A 20,574-nucleotide genomic window follows, 5' to 3' on the forward strand; every position below is an offset into this window, starting at 1 on the left:
GGAGAAATATTATGCGTAAGAAGATTATTGCTGGTAACTGGAAAATGAATAAAACTCCCAGCGAGACAGTAACATTGATTAATGAGTTAAAACCTTTGGTAGTTACCGAAGATGCAGATGTAGTATTCTGTGTACCAGCTATCTCCCTGACAACTGCGATTGAAGCAGCGAAGGGTTCTAATATTTTGATCGGTGCAGAAAATATGTATTATGAAGAAAGCGGTGCCTTTACAGGTGAAATCGCTCCTAACATGCTTACCGATATTGGGGTTAAATATGTTATTATCGGACATTCCGAAAGAAGAGAATATTTTGCAGAAACAGATGTAACTGTGAATAAAAAAGTATTAAAAGCTTTTGAACACGGTATTACTCCAATTGTCTGCTGTGGTGAATCCCTTACTCAGAGAGAGCAGGGTGTTACTATTGATTTTATCCGTCAGCAGATTAAAATTGCATTCTTAAATGTAACACCGGATCAGGCAAAAACAGCTGTAATCGCTTATGAACCAATCTGGGCAATCGGAACCGGAAAAGTTGCTACTACAGAACAGGCTCAGGAAGTATGCAAAGCAATCCGTGAATGCATCGCTGAAATTTATGATGCTGCAACAGCAGCAGCTATCCGTATCCAGTACGGCGGCAGTGTTACAGCAGCAAGTGCAGCCGAATTATTTTCACAGCCTGATATCGACGGCGGCTTAGTAGGCGGAGCAAGCTTAAAACCTGACTTTGGTAAAATTGTTAACTATAAATAATATTGTTGGTAATGTACACTGGATTTGATTGCTTTCCAGGTTAAAAAAGGGCAGTCTCAAGAGTGGCAGAATTCCACCAATTATTTAATGGATATTAACATCTTAGATAAGGTGCATAACCTTATTTAAGATCTAGTAGTAATATAAGTATCATTTTATATTTTTCTACGCATTTCACATAAAGGAGTAAGCAGAATGAGTAAAAAACCTACGGTATTAATGATATTAGACGGATATGGCTTAAATGAGAAAAAAGAAGGTAATGCAGTAAAACTGGCGAATACCCCTGTTATGAATAAACTGATGGCGGAATATCCATTTGTAAAGGGAAATGCAAGCGGGATGGCAGTTGGACTTCCGGAAGGACAGATGGGTAATTCAGAAGTCGGACATCTTAATATGGGAGCCGGACGTATTATTTATCAGGAATTAACCAGAATCACAAAAGAAATTCAGGATGGTGATTTCTTTAAAAACGAAGCCCTGTTAAAGGCAATGGAAAATTGCAAAAAGAATGGTTCCGATTTACACCTTTTCGGTCTGCTATCTGACGGTGGTGTTCATAGTCATATTACACACCTCTATGGTCTATTAGAACTGGCCAAGAGAGAGGGTGTTAGTAATGTATATGTACATGCTTTCTTAGACGGCAGAGATACTGCACCTACTTCCGGTAAAGGCTTTGCAGAAGCATTAACGAATAAAATGGAAGAACTTGGTGTTGGTGAAATTGCAACAGTTATGGGACGTTATTATGTAATGGATCGTGACAACAGATGGGACAGAGTTGAAAAAGCATACCGCGCTATGGTATGTGGCGAAGGCGATACTGCAGATAATGGTGTTGAGGCAATTAAGAATTCCTATGATTCCAGTGTAAACGATGAATTTGTAGTGCCTACTGTAATTAGAAAAGATGGTAAACCGGTAGCAACCATTAAAGATAATGATTCTGTTATCTTCTTTAACTTTAGACCTGATCGCGCAAGAGAGATAACAAGAGCTTTCTGTGATGATGATTTTACAGGCTTTAAGAGAGATAAGGGCAGAATGCCATTAACTTATGTATGCTTCTCCGAATATGATGTTACAATACCAAATAAAATAGTAGCCTTCCATAAGATTTCCATCGATAATACCTTTGGACAATTTTTAGCAGAACATAATCTCAAACAGTTAAGACTTGCTGAAACAGAAAAATATGCTCATGTTACTTTCTTTTTCAATGGCGGTGTAGAAGTTCCAAACGAAGGGGAAGAACGAATACTGGTTAATTCACCTAAGGTTGCTACCTATGATTTACAGCCCGAAATGAGTGCATTCGATGTAGCTAAGAATCTGGTAGAAGCCATTCAATCTTTAAAATATGATGTTATCATCGTAAACTTTGCTAACCCTGACATGGTTGGTCATACTGGAATCCAGGATGCTGCAGTTAAAGCAGTGGAAGCAGTTGATAAATGTGTGGAGATGGCATATGAGGCATTATTATCAGTGGATGGCCAGATGTTTATCTGTGCAGATCACGGTAATGTAGAACAGCTCATTGATTACACCACTGGGGAACCTTTCACAGCCCATACAATTAATGAAGTACCTTTTATTTTAGTAAATTATGATAAAGAGTATACCTTAAAAGAAGGCGGTTGTCTGGCGGATATTGCACCAACTATGATTGAGATGATGGGACTGAAACAACCAAAAGACATGACCGGAAAATCCTTACTGATTAAGAAATAATCGATGTCCAATATCCATCCTGCCGGATAGCGGATATCTTGTACAAAAAATAGTTGAAATCTGTAATATTGTATGTTAGAATTAACATTGAAGCTTTAGGAGGTGCAGTGATGGAGATTTTAAAGACAATCGTAACAATCATATATGTTATCATTTGTATCGCGTTAGTGGTTGTTGTATTAATGCAGGAAGGCAAATCAGCAGGTTTATCAGGCTCAATCAATGGTGTTGCCGATACCTATTGGGGTAAGAATAGAGGACGTTCCATGGAGGGCGCTTTGGAGAAATTTACAAAGGGTCTTGCGGTAGGTTTTATTATTCTTTCCGTAGTACTTAACTTATTGTAGCATAATTTTAATGAAAGCATTCTGTCTTGACAGAATGCTTTTTTTGTGCTTTTTAGGTTATTTCTAACTAAAACGGGAATCATAATAATGATTCATTTCTACTAAAATGGAATTATATAATATTGATTCAGTTAATTAGGATTATTTACTACATTATCATCTATATATTTATTTGGGAGGGCAATCGGATATTTTGTTAGAAAGCAAGTATTTTGAAAATGTATTTTGAATTTTGAGAACATCCAAGTATTTAGACGAAGTATTTTTCTACTATATGCTGTCAAGCATTTTTCTGCTTTATCCTTGACAAATATAAAAAAATTGCATATACTATGAAAAAATAAATGCTATGAAAAAATAAATCTATGAAAAAAAATAGGTGATATGAAAAAATAAATGCTATGAAGAGAAGAGTAATCATTTATTAAACTCACAGAGAGCTCTGCAGGCTGAGAAAGAGCAGTGGTATAATTGATGAAACAAGCCTTGGAGCTGCATACGGATCTTATTCAAATAAGTGATGCTATGCCGTTAGTCTACGTTACAGGACTAGAGTATTGATGTACTCGATGAGATTAATATGGTGACATATTAATAAAATAGGGTGGTACCGCGAATCTTTCGCCCCTACAGATAATATTGTAGGAGGTGTTTTTTTTATGTTTTTTAACTTGTTTCGGAACTATAATAAATAAGATGGAGTGGGTGTTCATTCATTCTCCTGCTATTAAAGACCATTTACGACGGCAGCCTGGGCTCATGTATGAATTAAAAATATTGAAAGGGTCACATAACGATTCTTTAAAAGGTTAAAAGTAAAAATTAGAATAGAAAGGACGCTGCACTAGGATTCTTCCACATTTATTCGGTGGTGGTATTGCATGTGATTTGCGGTATAGAGGGTATAAAGATGAATGATAAAAGAATGAACAAAGAAAAAATAAATAAGGATATAGCGAAAAGCCAAAGACCAGAATTCCCAAAAAGAGCAGTGATTACGGCAGGTATGCCTTATGGTAATAAAGAACTCCATTTTGGGCACATCGGAGGTGTTTTTGTACACGCGGATACCTTTGCGAGATTTTTACGGGATCGGATTGGTGCGGAAAATGTAATATTTGTATCCGGTACAGACTGTTATGGTTCTCCAATTCTTGAAAGTTACAGAAAACTATCAGAGAATGGAGGAAGTGACAAACCAGCTGGTACCATAGAAGAATATGTCAGAGGCAACCATGAACTTCAGAAGGAGACCTTGGACGATTATGGAATCAGTCTTGATTTATACGGAGCTTCTGCCCTTGGCAGACCAGGTGAAATTCATAAGGAAGTTTCTAAAGAAATCTTTGAAACGTTATATGACAATGGGAATATCATACCAATGTCTACTCCCCAGTTTTTTGATCCGGATTTTCAGGTGTTTCTAAACGGGAGACAGGTTATTGGTCAGTGTCCCATCGAAGGCTGTTCCTCCGATAAGGCTTATGCAGATGAATGTGCGTTAGGTCATCAATATATGCCAAGTGATTTAATTAATCCAAAAAGTACTCTGTCCGGCAAGACCCCGGAAGTAAGGGAGGTTGTTAACTGGTACTTTAAATTGGAAGAATGGCAGGAGATGTTAAAAGGCTGGCTTCAAAATCTGAAAGTGAATTCCAACACGCGAAAATATATTATTAATACCATTGAAGAATTCTTAAAGCCTCCCTATATCTATGTAAAAAAAGATCAATTGGAGGGAGTAACAGACCTCACTGACTTATTACCAAAACATACCATTATGGCAGAAGATACCAAAACTTCTGTAACTTTTGTTTTTGATAAATTAAGCGACAGGGATAAGGCAAGAGAAGTTTTTGGCAATAAAGGAATCCGTTTTCGAACTGGCAAAACCTTAGTACCCTTCCGTCTATCCGGCAATATTGAATGGGGAGTGGAAGTTCCTGAAAAAGATAATTTAAAGGATTTAACTTTTTGGGTATGGCCGGAATCCTTATGGGCACCTATATCCTTTACCAGGGCATATCTAGAAGCTGCCGGAAAAGAAAGCGGTGACTGGACAAAGTGGTGGAATTCACAAGAAGCCAAGGTTTATCAGTTTATTGGAGAAGATAATATTTATTTCTATGGAATTGCTGAAATGGCTATGTTTGCAGCTCTTGAAAAAGATGGTGAGGAGGACCATAAGAGTATGGATAAGCTTATTCTGCCTCACCTGATTGCCAATCGACATATATTATTTATGGATAAAAAAGCCAGCAGCAGTAACGAAATAAAGCCACCTATGGCAAAAGAACTGCTTAAATTTTATACGCCGGAACAGTTAAGGATTCATTTCTTAAGCCTTGGTTTATCTACAAAGAGCGTGAGTTTTAGACCTCAGGTATATATGTCTGAAACAGAGAAAATTGGCGAGGACATTGTGCTAAAAGAAGGGAATCTGCTAACCAATGTATTTAACCGGTTAATCCGCTCCTGTTTTTACACCTCTCAAAGTTACTTTAATTCCACCATTCCAAAGGGAGAAGTAAGCCAGAAGATTGCAGCGGAATCAGAGGAAGCAGTACTTACTTTTGAACGGCATATGTATAATCACGAATTCCACAGTCTGACCTATGTCCTTGATACCTTTATCCGTAATATGAATAAATATTGGGTGAACACGATGCGGACTGCCGAAACTACCGGTAATGAGGAACTTAGAAAACAGGTACTCATTGATTCCTTCCACGCAGTTAAAACTGCGGCTGCCTTGCTGCATCCTATAGCACCTTTTGGGTGTAATATGATAAGAGAATATCTAAATGTGGATGAAAGACTGTGGAGCTGGGATTATATATTCTCACCAATATATGATATAATCAATAATTATGATAAGCATCAATTAAAGTTCCTAGAACCTAAGGTGGATTTCTTTAAAAAACATCCCAGTCAGTTGGAAGCAGCAGAATAAGATAAAAAGTAACCGCTTATTAAAATCACCATATCATCATAAGATATTCGAATTTGCAGACACTATGTGCAGCCAATAAAAATTTTGTGTTAATTACAGGAGAATTATGGTATACTACAATATAAATGAAGCTTGAGTATCTAAACGTGAAATTGTTTGAGTGCAAAGTAGTGGAGGCAAAATGGATAAAGTGATTTTGGACGAAAAGAAAAAGATTTTATTGGAATTTATAAATAGTAAAGATTATCAGCCTATGAAGTTTAAAGAGATTGCCAGTGTATTACAGGTTCCCCGGGATGAAAAGCAGGATTTAAGAGAAGTATTAGAAGCTTTGCAAACGGATGGAAAAATCGAAGCAGACACAAAGGGCAGGTATAAGATAGCAGATACTAATACCAGGACGGGGATATTTTCCGGAACTCAAAGAGGGTTTGGATTTGTTATCATTGAGAGTGAGACAGAGGATATCTTTATTCCGGAAAGTGCCACAAAGGGAGCACTTCATAATGACAAGGTTATGGTGTCGATTAAAAATGAAGGTCGCGGAAAGAGAAGAGAAGGAGAGATTATCCGTATCCTTGAGAGAAACAGCAGTACGATTGTAGGTACATTTGAAAAAAGTAAGAATTATGGTTTTGTTGTTGCTGATAATCAGAAGTTTGGTAAAGATATCTTTATACCCAAGGAACACACAAAAGGTGCTGTTAACGGTCACAAGGTAGTTGTAAAAATAACGGATTACGGCAGTCAGGACCGAAATCCCGAAGGTAAAGTTATTGAAATACTGGGTCATATGAATGATCCGGGAGTGGATATTATATCTGTTATCATGGCATATAATCTGCCGGTAGAATTTCCGGAGGAAGTTATGAATCAGGTGGAAGCTGTTCAGGATGAAATCACGGAAAAAGATATGGCAGGCAGAAAAGATATCAGAAGTCTTCAGACAGTTACCATCGACGGAGAAGATGCCAAGGATTTGGACGATGCCATAACCCTGTCAAAAGACGGGGATATCTATCATTTGGGCGTTCATATAGCCGATGTATCCAATTATGTTACAGAGAATTCTCCCCTTGATAAAGAAGCAGTCAAACGAGGAACCAGTGTTTATCTGGTGGACCGGGTTATCCCAATGCTGCCCCATAAATTATCTAACGGAATATGCTCCCTTAATGCAGGAACTGACCGACTTGCCCTAAGTTGTTTTATGGATATTGATGACAAAGGGACGGTAATCGGTCATGAAATAGCAGAAACAGTATTAAGAGTTGACCGGAGAATGACTTATACCAGTGTTAAGAAAATTTTAGAAGACCATGATGAAGCGGAAAGAAACGAATATAAAGAACTGGTTCCCATGTTTGAATTAATGTCAGAACTTGCGGATATTCTCAGGGAAAAAAGAAGAAAACGCGGCTCTATTGATTTTGATTTTCCAGAAAGTAAAATCAAGCTGGATGAGAATGGTCATCCCATTGAAATTAAGCCCTATGACAGGAATAAAGCAACCAAGATTATCGAAGATTTTATGTTAATTGCAAATGAAACCATTGCTGAAGATTACTTCTGGCAGGAAATACCTTTTGTTTACCGCAGTCATGATAACCCGGATGCTGAAAAAATCCAGCAACTAGGAATATTTATTAATAACTTTGGTTACAGCATAAAAATCAGCCAGGATGATATTCACCCCAAAGAGCTCCAGAAGTTATTATTAAAAATAGATAATACTCCCGAAGAAGCTTTAATCAGCCGTTTAACCTTACGTTCCATGAAACGTGCCAGTTATACCTCTACAAGTGACGGACACTTTGGTCTAGCCACCAAATATTACTGTCACTTTACTTCTCCAATCAGAAGATACCCAGATCTTCAGATCCACCGTATCATCAAAGAGAATCTGCGGGGAGGTTTAAGTGAAAAGCGGTATAACCATTATAGTAAAATACTTCCGGATATCGCCAGACAGGCAAGTATAACAGAACGCCGGGCAGATGATGCCGAACGTGATGTCGATAAATTGAAAAAAGTAGAATATATGAGTGATCATATTGGGGAAATCTTTGAAGGTGTAATCTCTGGTATTACCAACTGGGGAATGTATGTGGAACTGCCAAACACCGTTGAAGGCATGGTCCGGGTATCAGAAATGCAGGATGATTATTATATCTATGATGAGGAACACTACGCCATGATAGGCGAACACACCAGAAAAACCTATAAGTTAGGGGAAAAGGTTCTGGTGGAAGTATTGGCAGCCGATAAGCTGCTTCGGACCATCGACTTTGCATTTGTGGATGAAGCGCCGGAAGAAGATCAGTAGTTAAGGTTTTGGGAGGAATTATGGCTAAAGAAAGTATTAAAATGATAGCAAACAATAAAAAGGCAAGATTTGATTATTTTATCGAAGATACCTTTGAAGCAGGAATTGTGCTTCATGGTACGGAAGTCAAATCCCTTCGTATGGGCAAATGCAGTGTTAAGGAATCTTTTATACGGATTGAAAATGGTGAAGTATACATCTATAGCATGCATATCAGTCCTTATGAAAAAGGTAACATATTTAATAAAGATCCCCTTCGTGTCAAAAAATTATTATTGCATAATTATGAAATCAATAAAATAATGGGTAAGGTGGCGCAAAAGGGCTATACGGTTGTGCCCCTTACCGTGTACTTAAAAGGCAGTCTGGTGAAAGTTGAGATTGGTCTGGCCAGAGGTAAGAAGCTATATGATAAACGGGAAGATATAGCAAAAAAAGATCAACGAAGAGAAGCTGAGAAAGATTTTAAGGTAAAAAATCTATATTAAATCATAAAACCCACCGAACAGATTGATTATGTCAAGTTGACATTATTATCAGCCAGGTGGGTTTTAATTTTATTTTATTATCCGAGACGCTTGAGTTTAATCGGAACTATCTTAATTATTGAGCAGATATGGCAATAGTAGGACCGGCACTTATAAATATGATACGAAAATGCCTGTTTAGTAATCTGTCCAAAGTACAGCCAAACCGTTTAACTACTAATTCGGTAATCCCCAATTGACCACCTTCACAATAACATACCTTTATACCATCTATACATGAATTATATTCATTTCCAAAAACGACCTTCAAACATTCAAACCGTTTCAGGCAGAATTCTTCTACACGAAAGATACAGCCAAGTTTTTCACCGGCTCTTACCCATACGATTACATTCAAGTCATAGCAGGTAGTATTAACGAATTCCCTTATTCCGTCCATCCATAACCTCCTATAGCATATTACATAATAGTATATGTCGGTTTTTTGGGAAGCGTGATGGAATTAAGGCTTTGGATAAAGTTGATTTATGATTCCGCTCCAAAGATAATCTGCAAACATCAAGGTGTGATATTCAATAAAATTATATTCATAAACATCAGCAGCATATTGCCTGGTATGTCTTTTTTGGGCTTCGTATTCTGTCATATCAAAATGGTTATAAAATAAATTCTGCAGGGTTTGCATGTTCCAGAAGGGATTTAAACCAGACATTAAAAGACTGATCTGGTCGGCATTCTCTTTTAAACGGCTCTTTGTAGTATCAACAGGTTGATCTGAATTAATTTCATCTATGAGCTGAATAGTCAGAGTAACCTGTTCCCGGAACTGATTTTCTAATTCCTGGACAGATGTATTGTCATAATAAATGCGAAATAAATTATATAAATCAATTGGTACTTCATACAGTCTGTTGGATACCACCTCCAAATCCCCTAAGTCTGCCATTTTACTGACGATATAAAATCTGGTCCAGAGGGAATACTGACTCATTATCTGTCTTATTATATTTCTTAAGTCCTCTGAAGAATAATATCCTGCAGTGTTACTTGTACTATCCATTGGTTAAATCCTTTTTATGCCTATATGGTTAAGATATGATAAATTAAAAGAATCATGCATAGATTATAAGGGAATATTAAAAAAATTTTTAAAAAAAGGAAACATTTTCATTTTTCTGCATATATTAATACAATACTATAAAATAGAATGGATTGAGGTAAATGGGACCCATGTCATATGGCGAATATAAAAAAATTATCAGTGATGCATTAAAAGAGTACTGTGGTAATGGAGGTTCTCTTTTAAATATAGCGCTTAATCATATTAGAAAAGAATATGTATATGAATTTGATACTGATCTACCGGAGGATATCAAGAGTAACCTGATCGATAAAGCTCATCAGGCTATGCAAAAGGGCAGGGAATTACCACAGGGGGTCCGGCTTACGAAAGTAATCTTTAAAAATTAAGGAATAGCCATCTATACCATAATAATGAATGAAAATACATATGTAATACAGTAGTGTTTATAAATATAATATTAATCTATATACTGTATAGAATACTGTATAATATTATGGTATTGCCTTGGTTTCAAGCCGGTTTTTTATTACTATTGAAGTATTGAATTTAAAAGTGTGTTATGATAAGCTAATACTTAAATAGCTTAGTCAGCGAAGGTGCGGAAAATATCCGCACCTTTTTGCGTCTGGTTATGCAGAAGCAGAACCGGAACGAGAGCTGTTATTTTATTAGTCTAACCAAAGAATAAGGAATCGTTAAGACCAAAAGTTATTAGAGAAGGGAGAATGAGAATGGCTGTAATTATAAATATATCTGAATCAAAATACGGTGTAATAAAAGGTATTGCTTCCGCGGATTTCTATGAGGATGGCAAAATAAAAGAATGTTCCGTCATCGAACGGAATGTACTGACAACTTCATATGGGAAGCTGATTCCCCAATATGAGAATGAAGGAGTGCGTAATAAGTATATTAATTCCCTGGCTTTTTATAAGGATGGCAGCCTCAAAAAAATTGCCCTCCAGGGGCAGTGTCAGATTAAAACCGATATTGGTGTTTTAAGTGCTGAACTTCTAACATTTTATGAAAGCGGAAGAATAAAACGGTTATTCCCCCTTAACGGTAAAATAACTGGTTACTGGACCGAAGAGAATGAATTTGAACTTGCGAAACCCCAGGAATTAAGTTTCCCATTTGGTAAAATTAATAAAAGGTTAATCAGCATACTTTTTTATGAAACGGGCAGGATAAAAAGCCTCACTTTATGGCCGAAGGAGGTAGTGATGGTTAATACACCTTCAGGTAAATTAGGAGTGCATTATGGATTATCCCTATATCCGGAGGGTAATTTAAGATCCTGCGAACCTGCCTATCCTGTTTTAATTGAAACCAGAATTGGCAAGTTGACTGCTTATGATATGAATGCCAATGGTATAAACGGAGACAAGAATTCATTAAATTTTTATGATGACGGCACTATTAAATCATTAATTACCTCCACCGACAGCATAGAAATAACTAAAAAAAGCGGTGAGATTCTAAAATTTGAGCCGGGGTTAAGACCTAGTCTTCTTGATGAGGAAGGGATGGATATTATATCTCTTAAAGTAGAATTTTATGAAGATAAAGTCAGAATAAATGAGAATGATAATAGTGTCTTTTCCTTAAAGGATATCACTTTCAGAATAATAAACAAACCACTAAAAATATTTAATAAATGCAGTAATTGTTCAGAATGCAATGGATGTACGGTCTAAAAATAGGAGGAGCCAGCAGTTTTCACTGCTGGCTTTATGAAAAAAAATTTTTATATGCAAGTTGTGGGAACCTGTTGTTTTCATATTTTTATTATATCGTTCATATATGTATATAGTTTGAATATTTCTTTAATTTAGTGTGAATTTATGGACAAGTTGTCTTGGAGTGTTAAAAGTTCAAAAAATAATCTGTATCGTTTGACCCAAAAACCGAAAGAAGAGAAACAGAAAAACTTAAACAATAGCTTTTTTAAGGAACAGTTGAATAGATATACATTCTGGTATAATAAATGGAAGAGGATTCTTTTGTAAAAAATATCGATTAGATTGCAAAAAATATCCATTAGATTCTTATTGCAAATTGATAGGATATCATTTATAATAAATCAATCACATGAATTATGGTATTAAATATAAAAAAATTCCAAGTACACATTTTTGTCACAAAAGTAGGATATACTATTGATATGTGAAACGTCTGTGAACCATTTATTTGCTGTTACCGTCATACAGGTATTGTGTAACTCAAATAAGCACCCGATTATTTTAAGGGGTTGTACTGGTTTCGACGGGGGTTTTGAAGTTGCGGAAGCCATTCGCGGACTAGGACCGCGTCATCAACTTAGAATTAAATTTAAACGCAGACGATAATTTAGCGTACGCTGCCTAATGGCAGCTGTCGAACTTAAGCTTCTTGCGGTTTAAGACCTCGGCATCAAATTAGCAAGGCACTTTGTCTTCAAAGCTTTGAGAAGATAAAAGAACTTATGAAGCTACTAAAGTCTAAAGCCTGTCAACCGGCGCTAGATGGAGGGAATGTCAAATGATTGACTGTAATGGGAGATGCTGCAATGAATGGGCTTTCGGACAGGGGTTCGATTCCCCTCAGCTCCACTAGTTGTAAGGATTAACAACATGATAGAATGCCTGGAACATTTATGTAGTGTTTCAGGCATTTTTTTGTCATATAACTAAAGGAGAGTGATAATACATTATTGGATGAAACTTAGTACAATAATATTTTTTTCAGAGGTGTAATGGATTTTTATTGTGAAATTTAAATATCTTATGGAAGTTTTTCTAAAGTTGGGATTTTATTTTTGTTATTTTAGTGATACAATAATATTGTTTTACCAGTCTTATCATCTATTGGAATATGGAGGGTTATTAATATAGGTTTTAATCCGTACGGCAATACAAAACAATCAAATAACAGATGCGTGATTACCTTAGACAAGCCAGGTAGTCTGTAACAAACCAAGGACAGGCATTTAGAAAACGCAGGAATAAAGGAAGGTTTAGAATGAGAACAATCAAATGGGGAATTATTGGAACAGGAAGTATCTCTACAAGTTTTGCGAAAGCCTTAACACAAATGGAATATACAGAATTAACAGCAGTTGCCTCTAGAGACCTTACAAAAGCAAAGGAATTTGCCGGCAAATTCGGTAATCCGAAAGCCTATGGAAGCTATGAGGAATTGGCACAGGATACAGAGATTGATGTGATCTATATCGGAACTCCTCATACGGAGCATAAACCAAATGCGGAACTTTGCATTAAGAATAAAAAAGCAGTTCTGTGTGAAAAACCATTTACCCTTAACGGGAAAGAGGCAAAGTACTTAATTGATCTGGCAAAAGAGCATAAAGTATTCTTAATGGAAGCAATGTGGACAAAGTTTCTCCCGGTAACAAAAAAAGTAAAGGAATGGCTTGCCATGGAGATGATAGGTAAAGTAAAGAAACTCCAGGTGGGTTTTGGCTTTACCGTCCCCTATGATGAATCCAGCCGTTTATATAACTATGACCTGGCAGGAGGAGCTTTATTAGATGCAGGGGTTTATCCGATCACTTACGCTGTACATTTAATGGAGAAATTACCGGTACAGGTTTTCTCCACAGGAGTGTTCTTAAAAAACGGTGTTGATGAGCAGAACTGTGTTTTGTTTAAGTTCGATAATGATGTACTTGCCACGATCAGTTCTGCAATTAATGCGGAAGTGGGCCAGGAAGCTATTATAATCGGTGAAAAAGGCAGGATTATCATTAAAAACTTCTGGAATGCAGATAAAGCAAGTGTATATGACAAAGATGGTAAAGAAATTGAAACCTTTGTTGAAAGCGGAAGAATCAACGGGTATGAATTTGAGGCTTATGAAGTAAATGAATGTATACGGAATTCAAAATTAGAGAGTGATATGATTCCTTTACAGGATACTCTGGATATTATGAAGATAATGGATGGCATAAGAGCTGACTGGGGGCTTAAATATCGGCAGGAAATGGAGTGATAGAGTAGATTTAAAAATTGATTAAAGATAAGAATAATGAAGATAAGGATAATAAAGATAAGAATAAAAAGAAAAGTAATAAAGATGTATAAGAATAGGTCTCTACTAAATAATGTCTCCAATGTTATGGGTACATTATAAAGAGATAATAAGATAAAAGATAATAAAGATTTGCAAGTAAACTTGTGAACTCTTATGGAGGTAGAAATGAAAAAAGTAACAGCATTAATACTTATACTGGTTTTAGGAATGACAATATTATCAGGCTGCGGTAAGAAAGCAGATCAGTTCTCTGCACCTAAGAATGGAGAAACTGTGGCAGAAATCGTTATTAAAGATTATGGTTCAATCTTTGTTAAGTTCTTTAAAGATGCGGCTCCAAAAGCAGTTGAAAACTTCACCACCCATGCAAAAGACGGTTATTATGATGGACTTACCTTTCACCGTGTCATGAATGATTTCATGATTCAGGGTGGGGACCCAAGCGGTGACGGAACCGGTGGAGAGAGTATCTGGGGAGGCAATTTTGAAGATGAATTTTCAGATAATCTACAGCCTTACCGGGGTGCTTTATGTATGGCCAATGCAGGACCAAATACCAATGGCAGCCAGTTTTTTATTGTTCAGGCTAAAGACCCTTATACAAAAGAAGCACTGACAAATATTGAACAGCAATATGGTATGAAATTCGATGATAAGGCAATCGCTAAATACGCAGAAGTAGGCGGCACACCATGGCTTTTTAAACAGCATACTGTTTTTGGACAGGTATATGAAGGCTTAGATGTCCTTGACAAAGTAGCAGCTACGGAAGTAGATGCGCAAAACAATAAACCTCTTAACGATGTAATTATCGAGAAAATTAATGTATTTGAATATAAGAAATAAGCCGTAACATCAGTTTGAAGCCACAATAGAATATGAAACGATAAAACGATTGCTGATTAATTTTAAATAGATAATTTGAAAGGAAGCAACAAAGGGCATATCGCCCGAATCAAAGCTTGCTGTCAAATGCCTTGGAAGGGATTATGTATTCTTTTACTAGACTATTTATGTAGAATTAATATGTGCAGTCGTTTTATGTTATGAATGATAGTAAAATCTGTAAGTGAGAAGAAGACCGTATGGATACTAGAGATAATAAATAGCTTGGGAAAGGATAAGGATAGAATGAAAGAAGAGGAATTAGTAACCGGCGGATATATGTTCAGCACGAATAAGGACTACAGTGATGCCAGCCAGGAGCAGGAATCTGTTAATATTCTGCGCGCGAAAGCGGATTTATCCAATCCAAGAACTGCACTAAAGGTTTACAATAAATTAGTCGAGAACCGGACATTTACTACGGTAGTCGGTTTTGAATTTTTAAAGGAGCTTCAGAATACCATACTTAATTCAGGAATTGTGAAAGTAGAAGATTTAGATGGAATTTATGTTCCGGCACAAACGAAATGCGACGAGACAGATGTTCAGAAATTGGAAGAATATAAGCTGCTATCAGAAAAACAGAAGGTGCGAATCACAAAATCAAGAATCATTAATACATTTTTAGTAGTTACTATACTGGCAATGATAGTAATTGCGGTTTATACGGATAAAACCATGTATGCCGAAATTGAAAATAAAGTAATCGATCATTATTCCTCCTGGGAGAATGACCTAAGTAACCGAGAGGATGCACTAATAGAGAGAGAAGATGCCCTTAAGCCGCCAGGTAATGGAAACTAATCCTAAAATCCTTGTGATAAAACATACTTTTTTCATAAATAATTGTTATAATGAAGTTAAAGTCGAGCATATTTAAAATAGTAATGATCGGAGGCATATTATGGATAAGTTAAAAGTACTTGTTGTTGATGATGAAAGCAGAATGAGAAAATTAGTGAAGGACTTTTTAAGTAAAAAGAATTTTGAGGTTTTAGAAGCTGAGAATGGTGAGCAGGCTGTTGACATTTTTTTTGAAAACAAAGAAATTGCTTTACTTATATTAGATGTAATGATGCCTAAAATGGATGGCTGGCAGGTTTGCCGTGAAATCAGGCAATATTCAAAAGTACCTATTATTATGCTGACCGCAAAAAGTGATGAAAAGGATGAACTTCTTGGCTTTGAATTAGGAGTAGATGAATATATATCGAAACCTTTCAGCCCTAAGATCTTAGTAGCCCGTGTAGAAGCAATCTTAAGAAGAACCAATGCACTGGAGGAAGGAATCGTTAATGTCGGTGGTATTGTCCTTGATAAAGACGCCCATCAGGTTAAGATAGACGACCAGAATATTGATTTAAGCTTTAAAGAATTTGAACTTTTATCCTACTTTATTATGAATCAGGGAGTAGCCCTATCAAGAGAGAGAATTTTAAATAATGTATGGAATTATGATTATTTTGGAGATGCCAGAACCATCGATACCCATGTCAAAAAGTTAAGAAGTAAAATGGGACCAAAAGGTGATTTGATAAAAACAATATGGGGGATGGGATATAAGTTCGAGGTAGAAGAATGAAAATCCATTTTCGAAAAATAAGATCTTCTATACGTTTTAAACTGACATTTGCTCTTATCAGTATCATTATCATAATCATTTTTAGTTTGTGGGTTTTAAACAGGACCTTTCTGGCTGATTTCTATCTTCAAAGTAAAATCGATACTTTGGGTAAAACTTACGATGAAATAAACAAAACATTAAAAAGCAACAAAGATAAGACAGTGATAACCAGTGATGAGAGTCTTAAATTTGAGCGATGGAGTGAGTCCCGTAATGTAAGCGTGTATATTTTATCTTCTGGAGCGGATTGGGTTTATTCAACCAGACAGGATATTGATAACAGAATTTTATCTGTTTTTCAGGCTTATCTTTTTAATGGTATCAACCCTGGTGTTAAATATAAAGAACAGGTTAAAGCAACAAAAGATTATGGAATATATAAGATATATGATTCTAATATGGAATCAAATTATATTGATTTGTTTGGGTATGTAGACCAGGACAATAAAATGATTCTTATGCGTACAAACCTGGAGAGCATGCAAGAAAGCGTATCCGTATCGAACCAATTTCTTGCCTATGTAGGAATTATAGCTGTTCTTATTGCAACGGCTTTTATGTATTATATCAGCAGAAAGTTCTCAAAACCAATTCTTCAGCTTGCAGGTATTTCCAAAAAAATGAGCGATTTGGATTTTGAAGTAAAATATAATGTAACCACTCAGGATGAAATCGGTGAATTAGGAAACAGCATTAACACCTTGTCTGAAACGTTAGAAAAAACAATCTCAGAACTTAAGAGTGCCAATAATGAACTATTATCCGATATTCAGAATAAGATTCAGATCGATGAAATGAGAAAAGATTTTCTATCCAATGTTACCCACGAATTAAAAACACCGATTGCTTTAATCCAGGGGTATGCGGAAGGTTTAAAAGACAATATTAATGAAGATGCAGACAGCAGAGACTTCTACTGTGAAGTCATTATTGACGAAGCGACTAAAATGAATCAGATGGTTAAGAAATTGCTTTCCCTAAATCAAATTGAATCCGGCAATAATCAGGTGAATTTTGAACGCTTTGATATTGTGGCTTTAATCCGTTCGGTTATTAATGCCACGGATATCTTATTTCAGCAAAAAGGTGTAATTCTCCATTTTGAACAACAGGAGCCGATTTATGTATGGGCAGATGAATATATGGTGGAGGAAGTGGTAACCAATTATATCAGCAATGCCCTTAACCATGTAGATGGTACAAAAATTATTGAAATAATGCTGATTAAACAGGAAGATGTAGTCCGGGTTGCAGTATTTAATACAGGTGCTAATATACCGGAGGAAGATCTTGAGAGTATATGGGTAAAATTTTATAAAGTAGATAAAGCCAGAACCAGGGAATATGGCGGAAGCGGAATCGGCTTATCAATCGTAAAAGCAATTATGACCTCCTTAAATCAGAGATATGGGGTAATCAATCATGAATCCGGGGTAGAATTCTGGTTTGAGCTGGATTCCAGAAATAACTAAGAACTAAGAAATGAGAAATATTTCTTAGTTTTAAAGATTATGATTGCCGATTTAAAAAATTAGTGGTATTATGGAAATGAATTATAAGACTTCTACAGGAGGATAAAGGATGAAAAAATTACTCTTTTTACTAATAGCAATCTGTGGCGTGGCGTTAACAGGATGTGCACAGCTGATTGATATGAATGAGCAAGAGAGTGATGTATTGGCTGAATATATGGCAGGGACCATGCTAAGATATGATAAAAACTATGATAAAGCCTTAATATATCCGGAACAAACGACTGAAACTACCGAAACTGCTGATAAAATGGAACCTGTAGAAACGACTGGGAATTCTGATACGAAGAATAATACTACAGACCAGAAGATGGATCAAACAAAACCTGGGTCAGACTCTACCGACTCTGCGCAAACGATTAATATTGTAAATTTGGATACGATATTTAACAAAGCATTGAAGAACAATTTTAAGATTGCATTGAAAGAACCTGGTTTTTTTGATAGCTATATTGATAAAAATAATTTGTTTTCTATAGAGCCATCAAAAGGTAACAAAATATTAGCTGTTTCCTTTCATGTTAAAAACATAACAAAGATGAATAAGAAATTGAATTTAAAAGACTATGATATAGTGTATAAGTTAACAGACAATAAAGATATGGTCTATATGCCGATGCTGACTTTATTGGATAATGATATCCAGTATATAAATCTGGAAGTTGCTGCCGGTAAGACTCAAAAAGCTGTGATTTTGTTTGATGTACCAAAAGATTTTAAACTGACAAACATGAAGCTTATGATATCATATAATGATAAAACTGCGATTTTAGATCTAAATCAATAAATAGCCCAAGGAGCAAAACCATGATCTATGTAGAGAAAAAGAGGACAAAGTTTCTGGCATTACCGCTTTGTTTTACAACCTATACCATATCTGATGAAAAGATTACAATAACCAGTGGATTTTTAAGTATTACCGTAGATGATGCGTTTATGTATAAAGTGCAGGATGTCAAACTAACAAAGAGTTTTACAGAACGGATATTCGGGTTGGGAACTGTGACCTGCTACACTGGAGATACGACACATCCGGAATTACAATTGCTACATATCAAGAATGCCAGTGTAATTAAAGATTTCTTAATGAATGCTTCGGAGGAAGCAAGAAGAAAAAGAAGGACACTGCATACGATGGATATTGATAATTCGGATACGGATGGTATTCAATAAAATTATTGAGGACAAGTCGGATATTAGACTTGTCCTTTTTTAGGCTTTTTAAGGAGTGCTTTCATATTTTTATAAGAGAAAAGGGGCTGTTGCAATTCAGCCTTTGATTTGCAACAGCCCCCTGCTCATTTTATAATTAATATGGGGAGGAGAGAGTGTGAAGCATAATTTCACTTTCATAAGTTAATTATAATTTTAAAATATGATTATAGTATGAAGAAAATAAAAATAAAGTGTTAATTTTTACGTTCATAATTTTCCAGAAAGCTGCTGTAATAAACATGCCATATAGCAAAAGCAGTTCCATAGAAAGAGAGTAGAGTACACCATAATCAATTTCATTTTTTAGAATAATATCCACATACAAGAATTGGAGTGAAACTGGCAATGAATTATAGACTTTTAGTAGATACAGCTATGTTAACAGGTGAAATTATGCTAATCGGCGGTGCTGAAACTTATCGTGTAGAAGACACAATGTGCAGGATTTTAAAAATATCCGGACTGGAAAAGACGGAGACTTTTGTAACGCCTACCGGTATTTTTTTGACTTTGGGGGATTCCAATTTAGATGCCATTACAGTTGTGAGGCGGGTGGATAACCGAATTACGAATATCTCCAATATATATGAAGCGAATAATATATCAAGAAATCTGTGTGATGGCACTATTACGTTAGAGGAAGCTTATGAAGCTTTAAAAGGGATAAAAAATCAGAAGCAGTATAATAGAATAATAAATTATATTTGTACTATGATAGCCTCTTTGTCTTTTACCATTCTTTTGGGTGGTGATTGGTTTAACAGTATAATTGCCGGATTGAATGGCGGTTTAATTGTCGTAGTCCTTATAATTACTAAAAATCTTAAAATTAATACCTTTATCAAAAACCTGGTTTCATCAATTTTAATTGCATTTAACAGTATGATGTTTTTGCATTATTATGGAGCAGCTATCCAATTGGATACGTTAATCGGCGGATCTGTCATGCCGTTATTGCCGGGGGTGGCAATTACCAATGCAATTCGAGATACGTTACAAGGAGACTATATGTCCGGAGGCGCCAGGGCTATTGAAGCCTTTGTTTCTGCGACTTCGACAGCGGCTGGAATAGGAATCGGTATTGCATTTTATTCCTTTATGTCAGGAGGTATCTTATTATGATACTAATACAGGTAATTGGTACTTTCGCAGCTGTTATATCCGTGGCTATTACCCTGGGGGTGCCAAAGAAGTTTTTAGGCTATGCCGGTTTGGTTGGAGCGGTAGGCTGGCTGGTGTATTTATTGCTTGCAGCTGCAGGTGCATCTACTGTTGCAGGTATGTTCCTGGCAGCTTTGGTGGTAGCTATGATATCCCATATTTTTGCACGGTTAAAAAAAACACCGGTAACTTTATTTCTTATTGCCGGTATCTTGCCCCTGGTGCCAGGAGTAGGTATGTACCGGATTGTTTATAACCTGATTACCAATAATAATTCTTTGGCTGGTTATTATTTCAGCGAAACAATGCAGTTAGCTGGTATGATTGCATTAGCTATCTTTATTATGGATACCATCTTTCGGATATTCCAGAGAAATTAAGGAAGATTGGATTAACAGCATTGTTAGGCTTGCATTTAACTCCTATTAC

At 36.0% G+C, this 20,574-nt stretch carries 19 protein-coding genes, 1 other RNA gene and 1 other annotated feature; of the genes, 18 read left to right on the top strand and 2 right to left on the bottom strand.

What is annotated here, in order from left to right:
• The first annotated feature begins 8 nt into the window (after nt 1–8).
• From tpiA to smpB, 6 genes are all read left to right on the top strand, one after another.
• Nucleotides 9–758: a triose-phosphate isomerase gene (gene tpiA / locus QA584_RS11500; protein WP_278275151.1), complete on the top strand. Its 750-nt coding sequence runs from the start codon at nt 9–11 to the stop codon at nt 756–758.
• A gap of 195 nt (nt 759–953) precedes the next feature.
• On the top strand, nt 954–2,498 hold the full coding sequence (gene gpmI / locus QA584_RS11505) for a 2,3-bisphosphoglycerate-independent phosphoglycerate mutase (protein WP_278274655.1): 1,545 nt from the start codon (nt 954–956) through the stop codon (nt 2,496–2,498).
• Nucleotides 2,499–2,608: 110 nt separating this feature from the next.
• Nucleotides 2,609–2,845: a preprotein translocase subunit SecG gene (secG, locus tag QA584_RS11510; RefSeq protein WP_278274656.1), complete on the top strand. Its 237-nt coding sequence runs from the start codon at nt 2,609–2,611 to the stop codon at nt 2,843–2,845.
• A gap of 392 nt (nt 2,846–3,237) precedes the next feature.
• Nucleotides 3,238–3,477 (top strand) — a binding site (T-box leader).
• Between the two features lie 278 nt (nt 3,478–3,755).
• Nucleotides 3,756–5,798, top strand: coding sequence for a methionine--tRNA ligase (locus tag QA584_RS11515; RefSeq protein WP_278274657.1), 2,043 nt, complete (start codon nt 3,756–3,758; stop codon nt 5,796–5,798).
• A 181-nt stretch (nt 5,799–5,979) separates the two neighbouring features.
• On the top strand, nt 5,980–8,124 hold the full coding sequence (gene rnr, locus QA584_RS11520; protein ID WP_278274658.1) for a ribonuclease R: 2,145 nt from the start codon (nt 5,980–5,982) through the stop codon (nt 8,122–8,124).
• Nucleotides 8,125–8,144: 20 nt separating this feature from the next.
• Nucleotides 8,145–8,612, top strand: a complete 468-nt coding sequence (smpB, locus tag QA584_RS11525; RefSeq protein ID WP_278274659.1) for an SsrA-binding protein SmpB — start codon at nt 8,145–8,147, stop codon at nt 8,610–8,612.
• Between the two features lie 115 nt (nt 8,613–8,727).
• On the opposite strand, the gene QA584_RS11530 is transcribed toward smpB, so the two are convergent.
• Both QA584_RS11530 and QA584_RS11535 read right to left on the bottom strand, forming a co-directional pair.
• The gene (locus tag QA584_RS11530; protein ID WP_278274660.1) at nt 8,728–9,051 is read right to left on the bottom strand and encodes a hypothetical protein; all 324 of its coding nucleotides are present in this window, start codon (nt 9,049–9,051) and stop codon (nt 8,728–8,730) included.
• 63 nt (nt 9,052–9,114) lie between these two features.
• Complete coding sequence (locus tag QA584_RS11535; protein ID WP_278274661.1) at nt 9,115–9,672, bottom strand: hypothetical protein; 558 nt, start codon at nt 9,670–9,672, stop codon at nt 9,115–9,117.
• Nucleotides 9,673–9,833: 161 nt separating this feature from the next.
• Here QA584_RS11535 and QA584_RS11540 point away from each other — a divergent pair, with 161 nt between their 5' ends.
• From QA584_RS11540 to QA584_RS11595, 12 genes are all read left to right on the top strand, one after another.
• A complete protein-coding gene (locus QA584_RS11540) occupies nt 9,834–10,082 on the top strand; it encodes a hypothetical protein (protein ID WP_278274662.1) in 249 nt (82 codons plus the stop codon).
• Nucleotides 10,083–10,427: 345 nt separating this feature from the next.
• Nucleotides 10,428–11,393 (top strand): hypothetical protein, encoded by a 966-nt coding sequence (locus tag QA584_RS11545; RefSeq protein ID WP_278274663.1) that lies wholly within the window; start codon nt 10,428–10,430, stop codon nt 11,391–11,393.
• 550 nt (nt 11,394–11,943) lie between these two features.
• Nucleotides 11,944–12,290, top strand: a transfer-messenger RNA (tmRNA) gene (gene ssrA, locus QA584_RS11550).
• 406 nt (nt 12,291–12,696) lie between these two features.
• Nucleotides 12,697–13,686 (top strand): Gfo/Idh/MocA family protein, encoded by a 990-nt coding sequence (locus tag QA584_RS11555; RefSeq protein ID WP_278274664.1) that lies wholly within the window; start codon nt 12,697–12,699, stop codon nt 13,684–13,686.
• Nucleotides 13,687–13,893: 207 nt separating this feature from the next.
• The gene (locus tag QA584_RS11560; protein WP_278274665.1) at nt 13,894–14,574 is read left to right on the top strand and encodes a peptidylprolyl isomerase; all 681 of its coding nucleotides are present in this window, start codon (nt 13,894–13,896) and stop codon (nt 14,572–14,574) included.
• A 285-nt stretch (nt 14,575–14,859) separates the two neighbouring features.
• Nucleotides 14,860–15,417 (top strand): hypothetical protein, encoded by a 558-nt coding sequence (locus QA584_RS11565; protein WP_278274666.1) that lies wholly within the window; start codon nt 14,860–14,862, stop codon nt 15,415–15,417.
• A gap of 100 nt (nt 15,418–15,517) precedes the next feature.
• Nucleotides 15,518–16,195, top strand: coding sequence for a response regulator transcription factor (locus QA584_RS11570; protein WP_278274667.1), 678 nt, complete (start codon nt 15,518–15,520; stop codon nt 16,193–16,195).
• A complete protein-coding gene (locus QA584_RS11575) occupies nt 16,192–17,709 on the top strand; it encodes a sensor histidine kinase (protein WP_278274668.1) in 1,518 nt (505 codons plus the stop codon). The genes QA584_RS11570 and QA584_RS11575 overlap by 4 nt, the downstream gene beginning before the upstream one ends.
• A gap of 109 nt (nt 17,710–17,818) precedes the next feature.
• Complete coding sequence (locus QA584_RS11580) at nt 17,819–18,556, top strand: hypothetical protein (RefSeq protein WP_278274669.1); 738 nt, start codon at nt 17,819–17,821, stop codon at nt 18,554–18,556.
• A 20-nt stretch (nt 18,557–18,576) separates the two neighbouring features.
• A complete protein-coding gene (locus tag QA584_RS11585) occupies nt 18,577–18,942 on the top strand; it encodes a PH domain-containing protein (protein ID WP_278274670.1) in 366 nt (121 codons plus the stop codon).
• A 387-nt stretch (nt 18,943–19,329) separates the two neighbouring features.
• The gene (locus QA584_RS11590) at nt 19,330–20,106 is read left to right on the top strand and encodes a threonine/serine exporter family protein (RefSeq protein ID WP_278274671.1); all 777 of its coding nucleotides are present in this window, start codon (nt 19,330–19,332) and stop codon (nt 20,104–20,106) included.
• Nucleotides 20,103–20,525 carry a threonine/serine exporter family protein gene (locus tag QA584_RS11595; protein WP_278274672.1) on the top strand — a complete coding sequence of 141 codons (423 nt, stop codon included), beginning with the start codon at nt 20,103–20,105 and terminating at the stop codon, nt 20,523–20,525. Before QA584_RS11590 ends, QA584_RS11595 begins: the two co-directional genes overlap by 4 nt.
• Nucleotides 20,526–20,574 lie beyond the last annotated feature (49 nt).

Origin of the sequence: Anaerocolumna sp. AGMB13025 (assembly GCF_029689925.1) — a bacterium.
Classification (GTDB): Bacteria; Bacillota; Clostridia; order Lachnospirales; family Lachnospiraceae; genus Anaerocolumna.

Bases quoted from the DNA above. Each gene is read 5' to 3' on its own strand.
- QA584_RS11570 (WP_278274667.1), top strand. From the start codon at position 15,518: ATGGATAAGTTAAAAGTACTTGTTGTTGATGATGAAAGCAGAATGAGA.
- gpmI (WP_278274655.1), top strand. From the start codon at position 954: ATGAGTAAAAAACCTACGGTATTAATGATATTAGACGGATATGGCTTA.
- rnr (WP_278274658.1), top strand. From the start codon at position 5,980: ATGGATAAAGTGATTTTGGACGAAAAGAAAAAGATTTTATTGGAATTT.
- QA584_RS11540 (WP_278274662.1), top strand. From the start codon at position 9,834: ATGGGACCCATGTCATATGGCGAATATAAAAAAATTATCAGTGATGCA.
- QA584_RS11585 (WP_278274670.1), top strand. From the start codon at position 18,577: ATGATCTATGTAGAGAAAAAGAGGACAAAGTTTCTGGCATTACCGCTT.
- QA584_RS11515 (WP_278274657.1), top strand. From the start codon at position 3,756: ATGAATGATAAAAGAATGAACAAAGAAAAAATAAATAAGGATATAGCG.
- QA584_RS11575 (WP_278274668.1), top strand. From the start codon at position 16,192: ATGAAAATCCATTTTCGAAAAATAAGATCTTCTATACGTTTTAAACTG.
- QA584_RS11545 (WP_278274663.1), top strand. From the start codon at position 10,428: ATGGCTGTAATTATAAATATATCTGAATCAAAATACGGTGTAATAAAA.
- smpB (WP_278274659.1), top strand. From the start codon at position 8,145: ATGGCTAAAGAAAGTATTAAAATGATAGCAAACAATAAAAAGGCAAGA.
- QA584_RS11595 (WP_278274672.1), top strand. From the start codon at position 20,103: ATGATACTAATACAGGTAATTGGTACTTTCGCAGCTGTTATATCCGTG.
- secG (WP_278274656.1), top strand. From the start codon at position 2,609: ATGGAGATTTTAAAGACAATCGTAACAATCATATATGTTATCATTTGT.
- QA584_RS11590 (WP_278274671.1), top strand. From the start codon at position 19,330: ATGAATTATAGACTTTTAGTAGATACAGCTATGTTAACAGGTGAAATT.
- QA584_RS11565 (WP_278274666.1), top strand. From the start codon at position 14,860: ATGAAAGAAGAGGAATTAGTAACCGGCGGATATATGTTCAGCACGAAT.
- QA584_RS11560 (WP_278274665.1), top strand. From the start codon at position 13,894: ATGAAAAAAGTAACAGCATTAATACTTATACTGGTTTTAGGAATGACA.
- QA584_RS11580 (WP_278274669.1), top strand. From the start codon at position 17,819: ATGAAAAAATTACTCTTTTTACTAATAGCAATCTGTGGCGTGGCGTTA.
- QA584_RS11535 (WP_278274661.1), bottom strand. From the start codon at position 9,672: ATGGATAGTACAAGTAACACTGCAGGATATTATTCTTCAGAGGACTTA.
- QA584_RS11530 (WP_278274660.1), bottom strand. From the start codon at position 9,051: ATGGACGGAATAAGGGAATTCGTTAATACTACCTGCTATGACTTGAAT.
- QA584_RS11555 (WP_278274664.1), top strand. From the start codon at position 12,697: ATGAGAACAATCAAATGGGGAATTATTGGAACAGGAAGTATCTCTACA.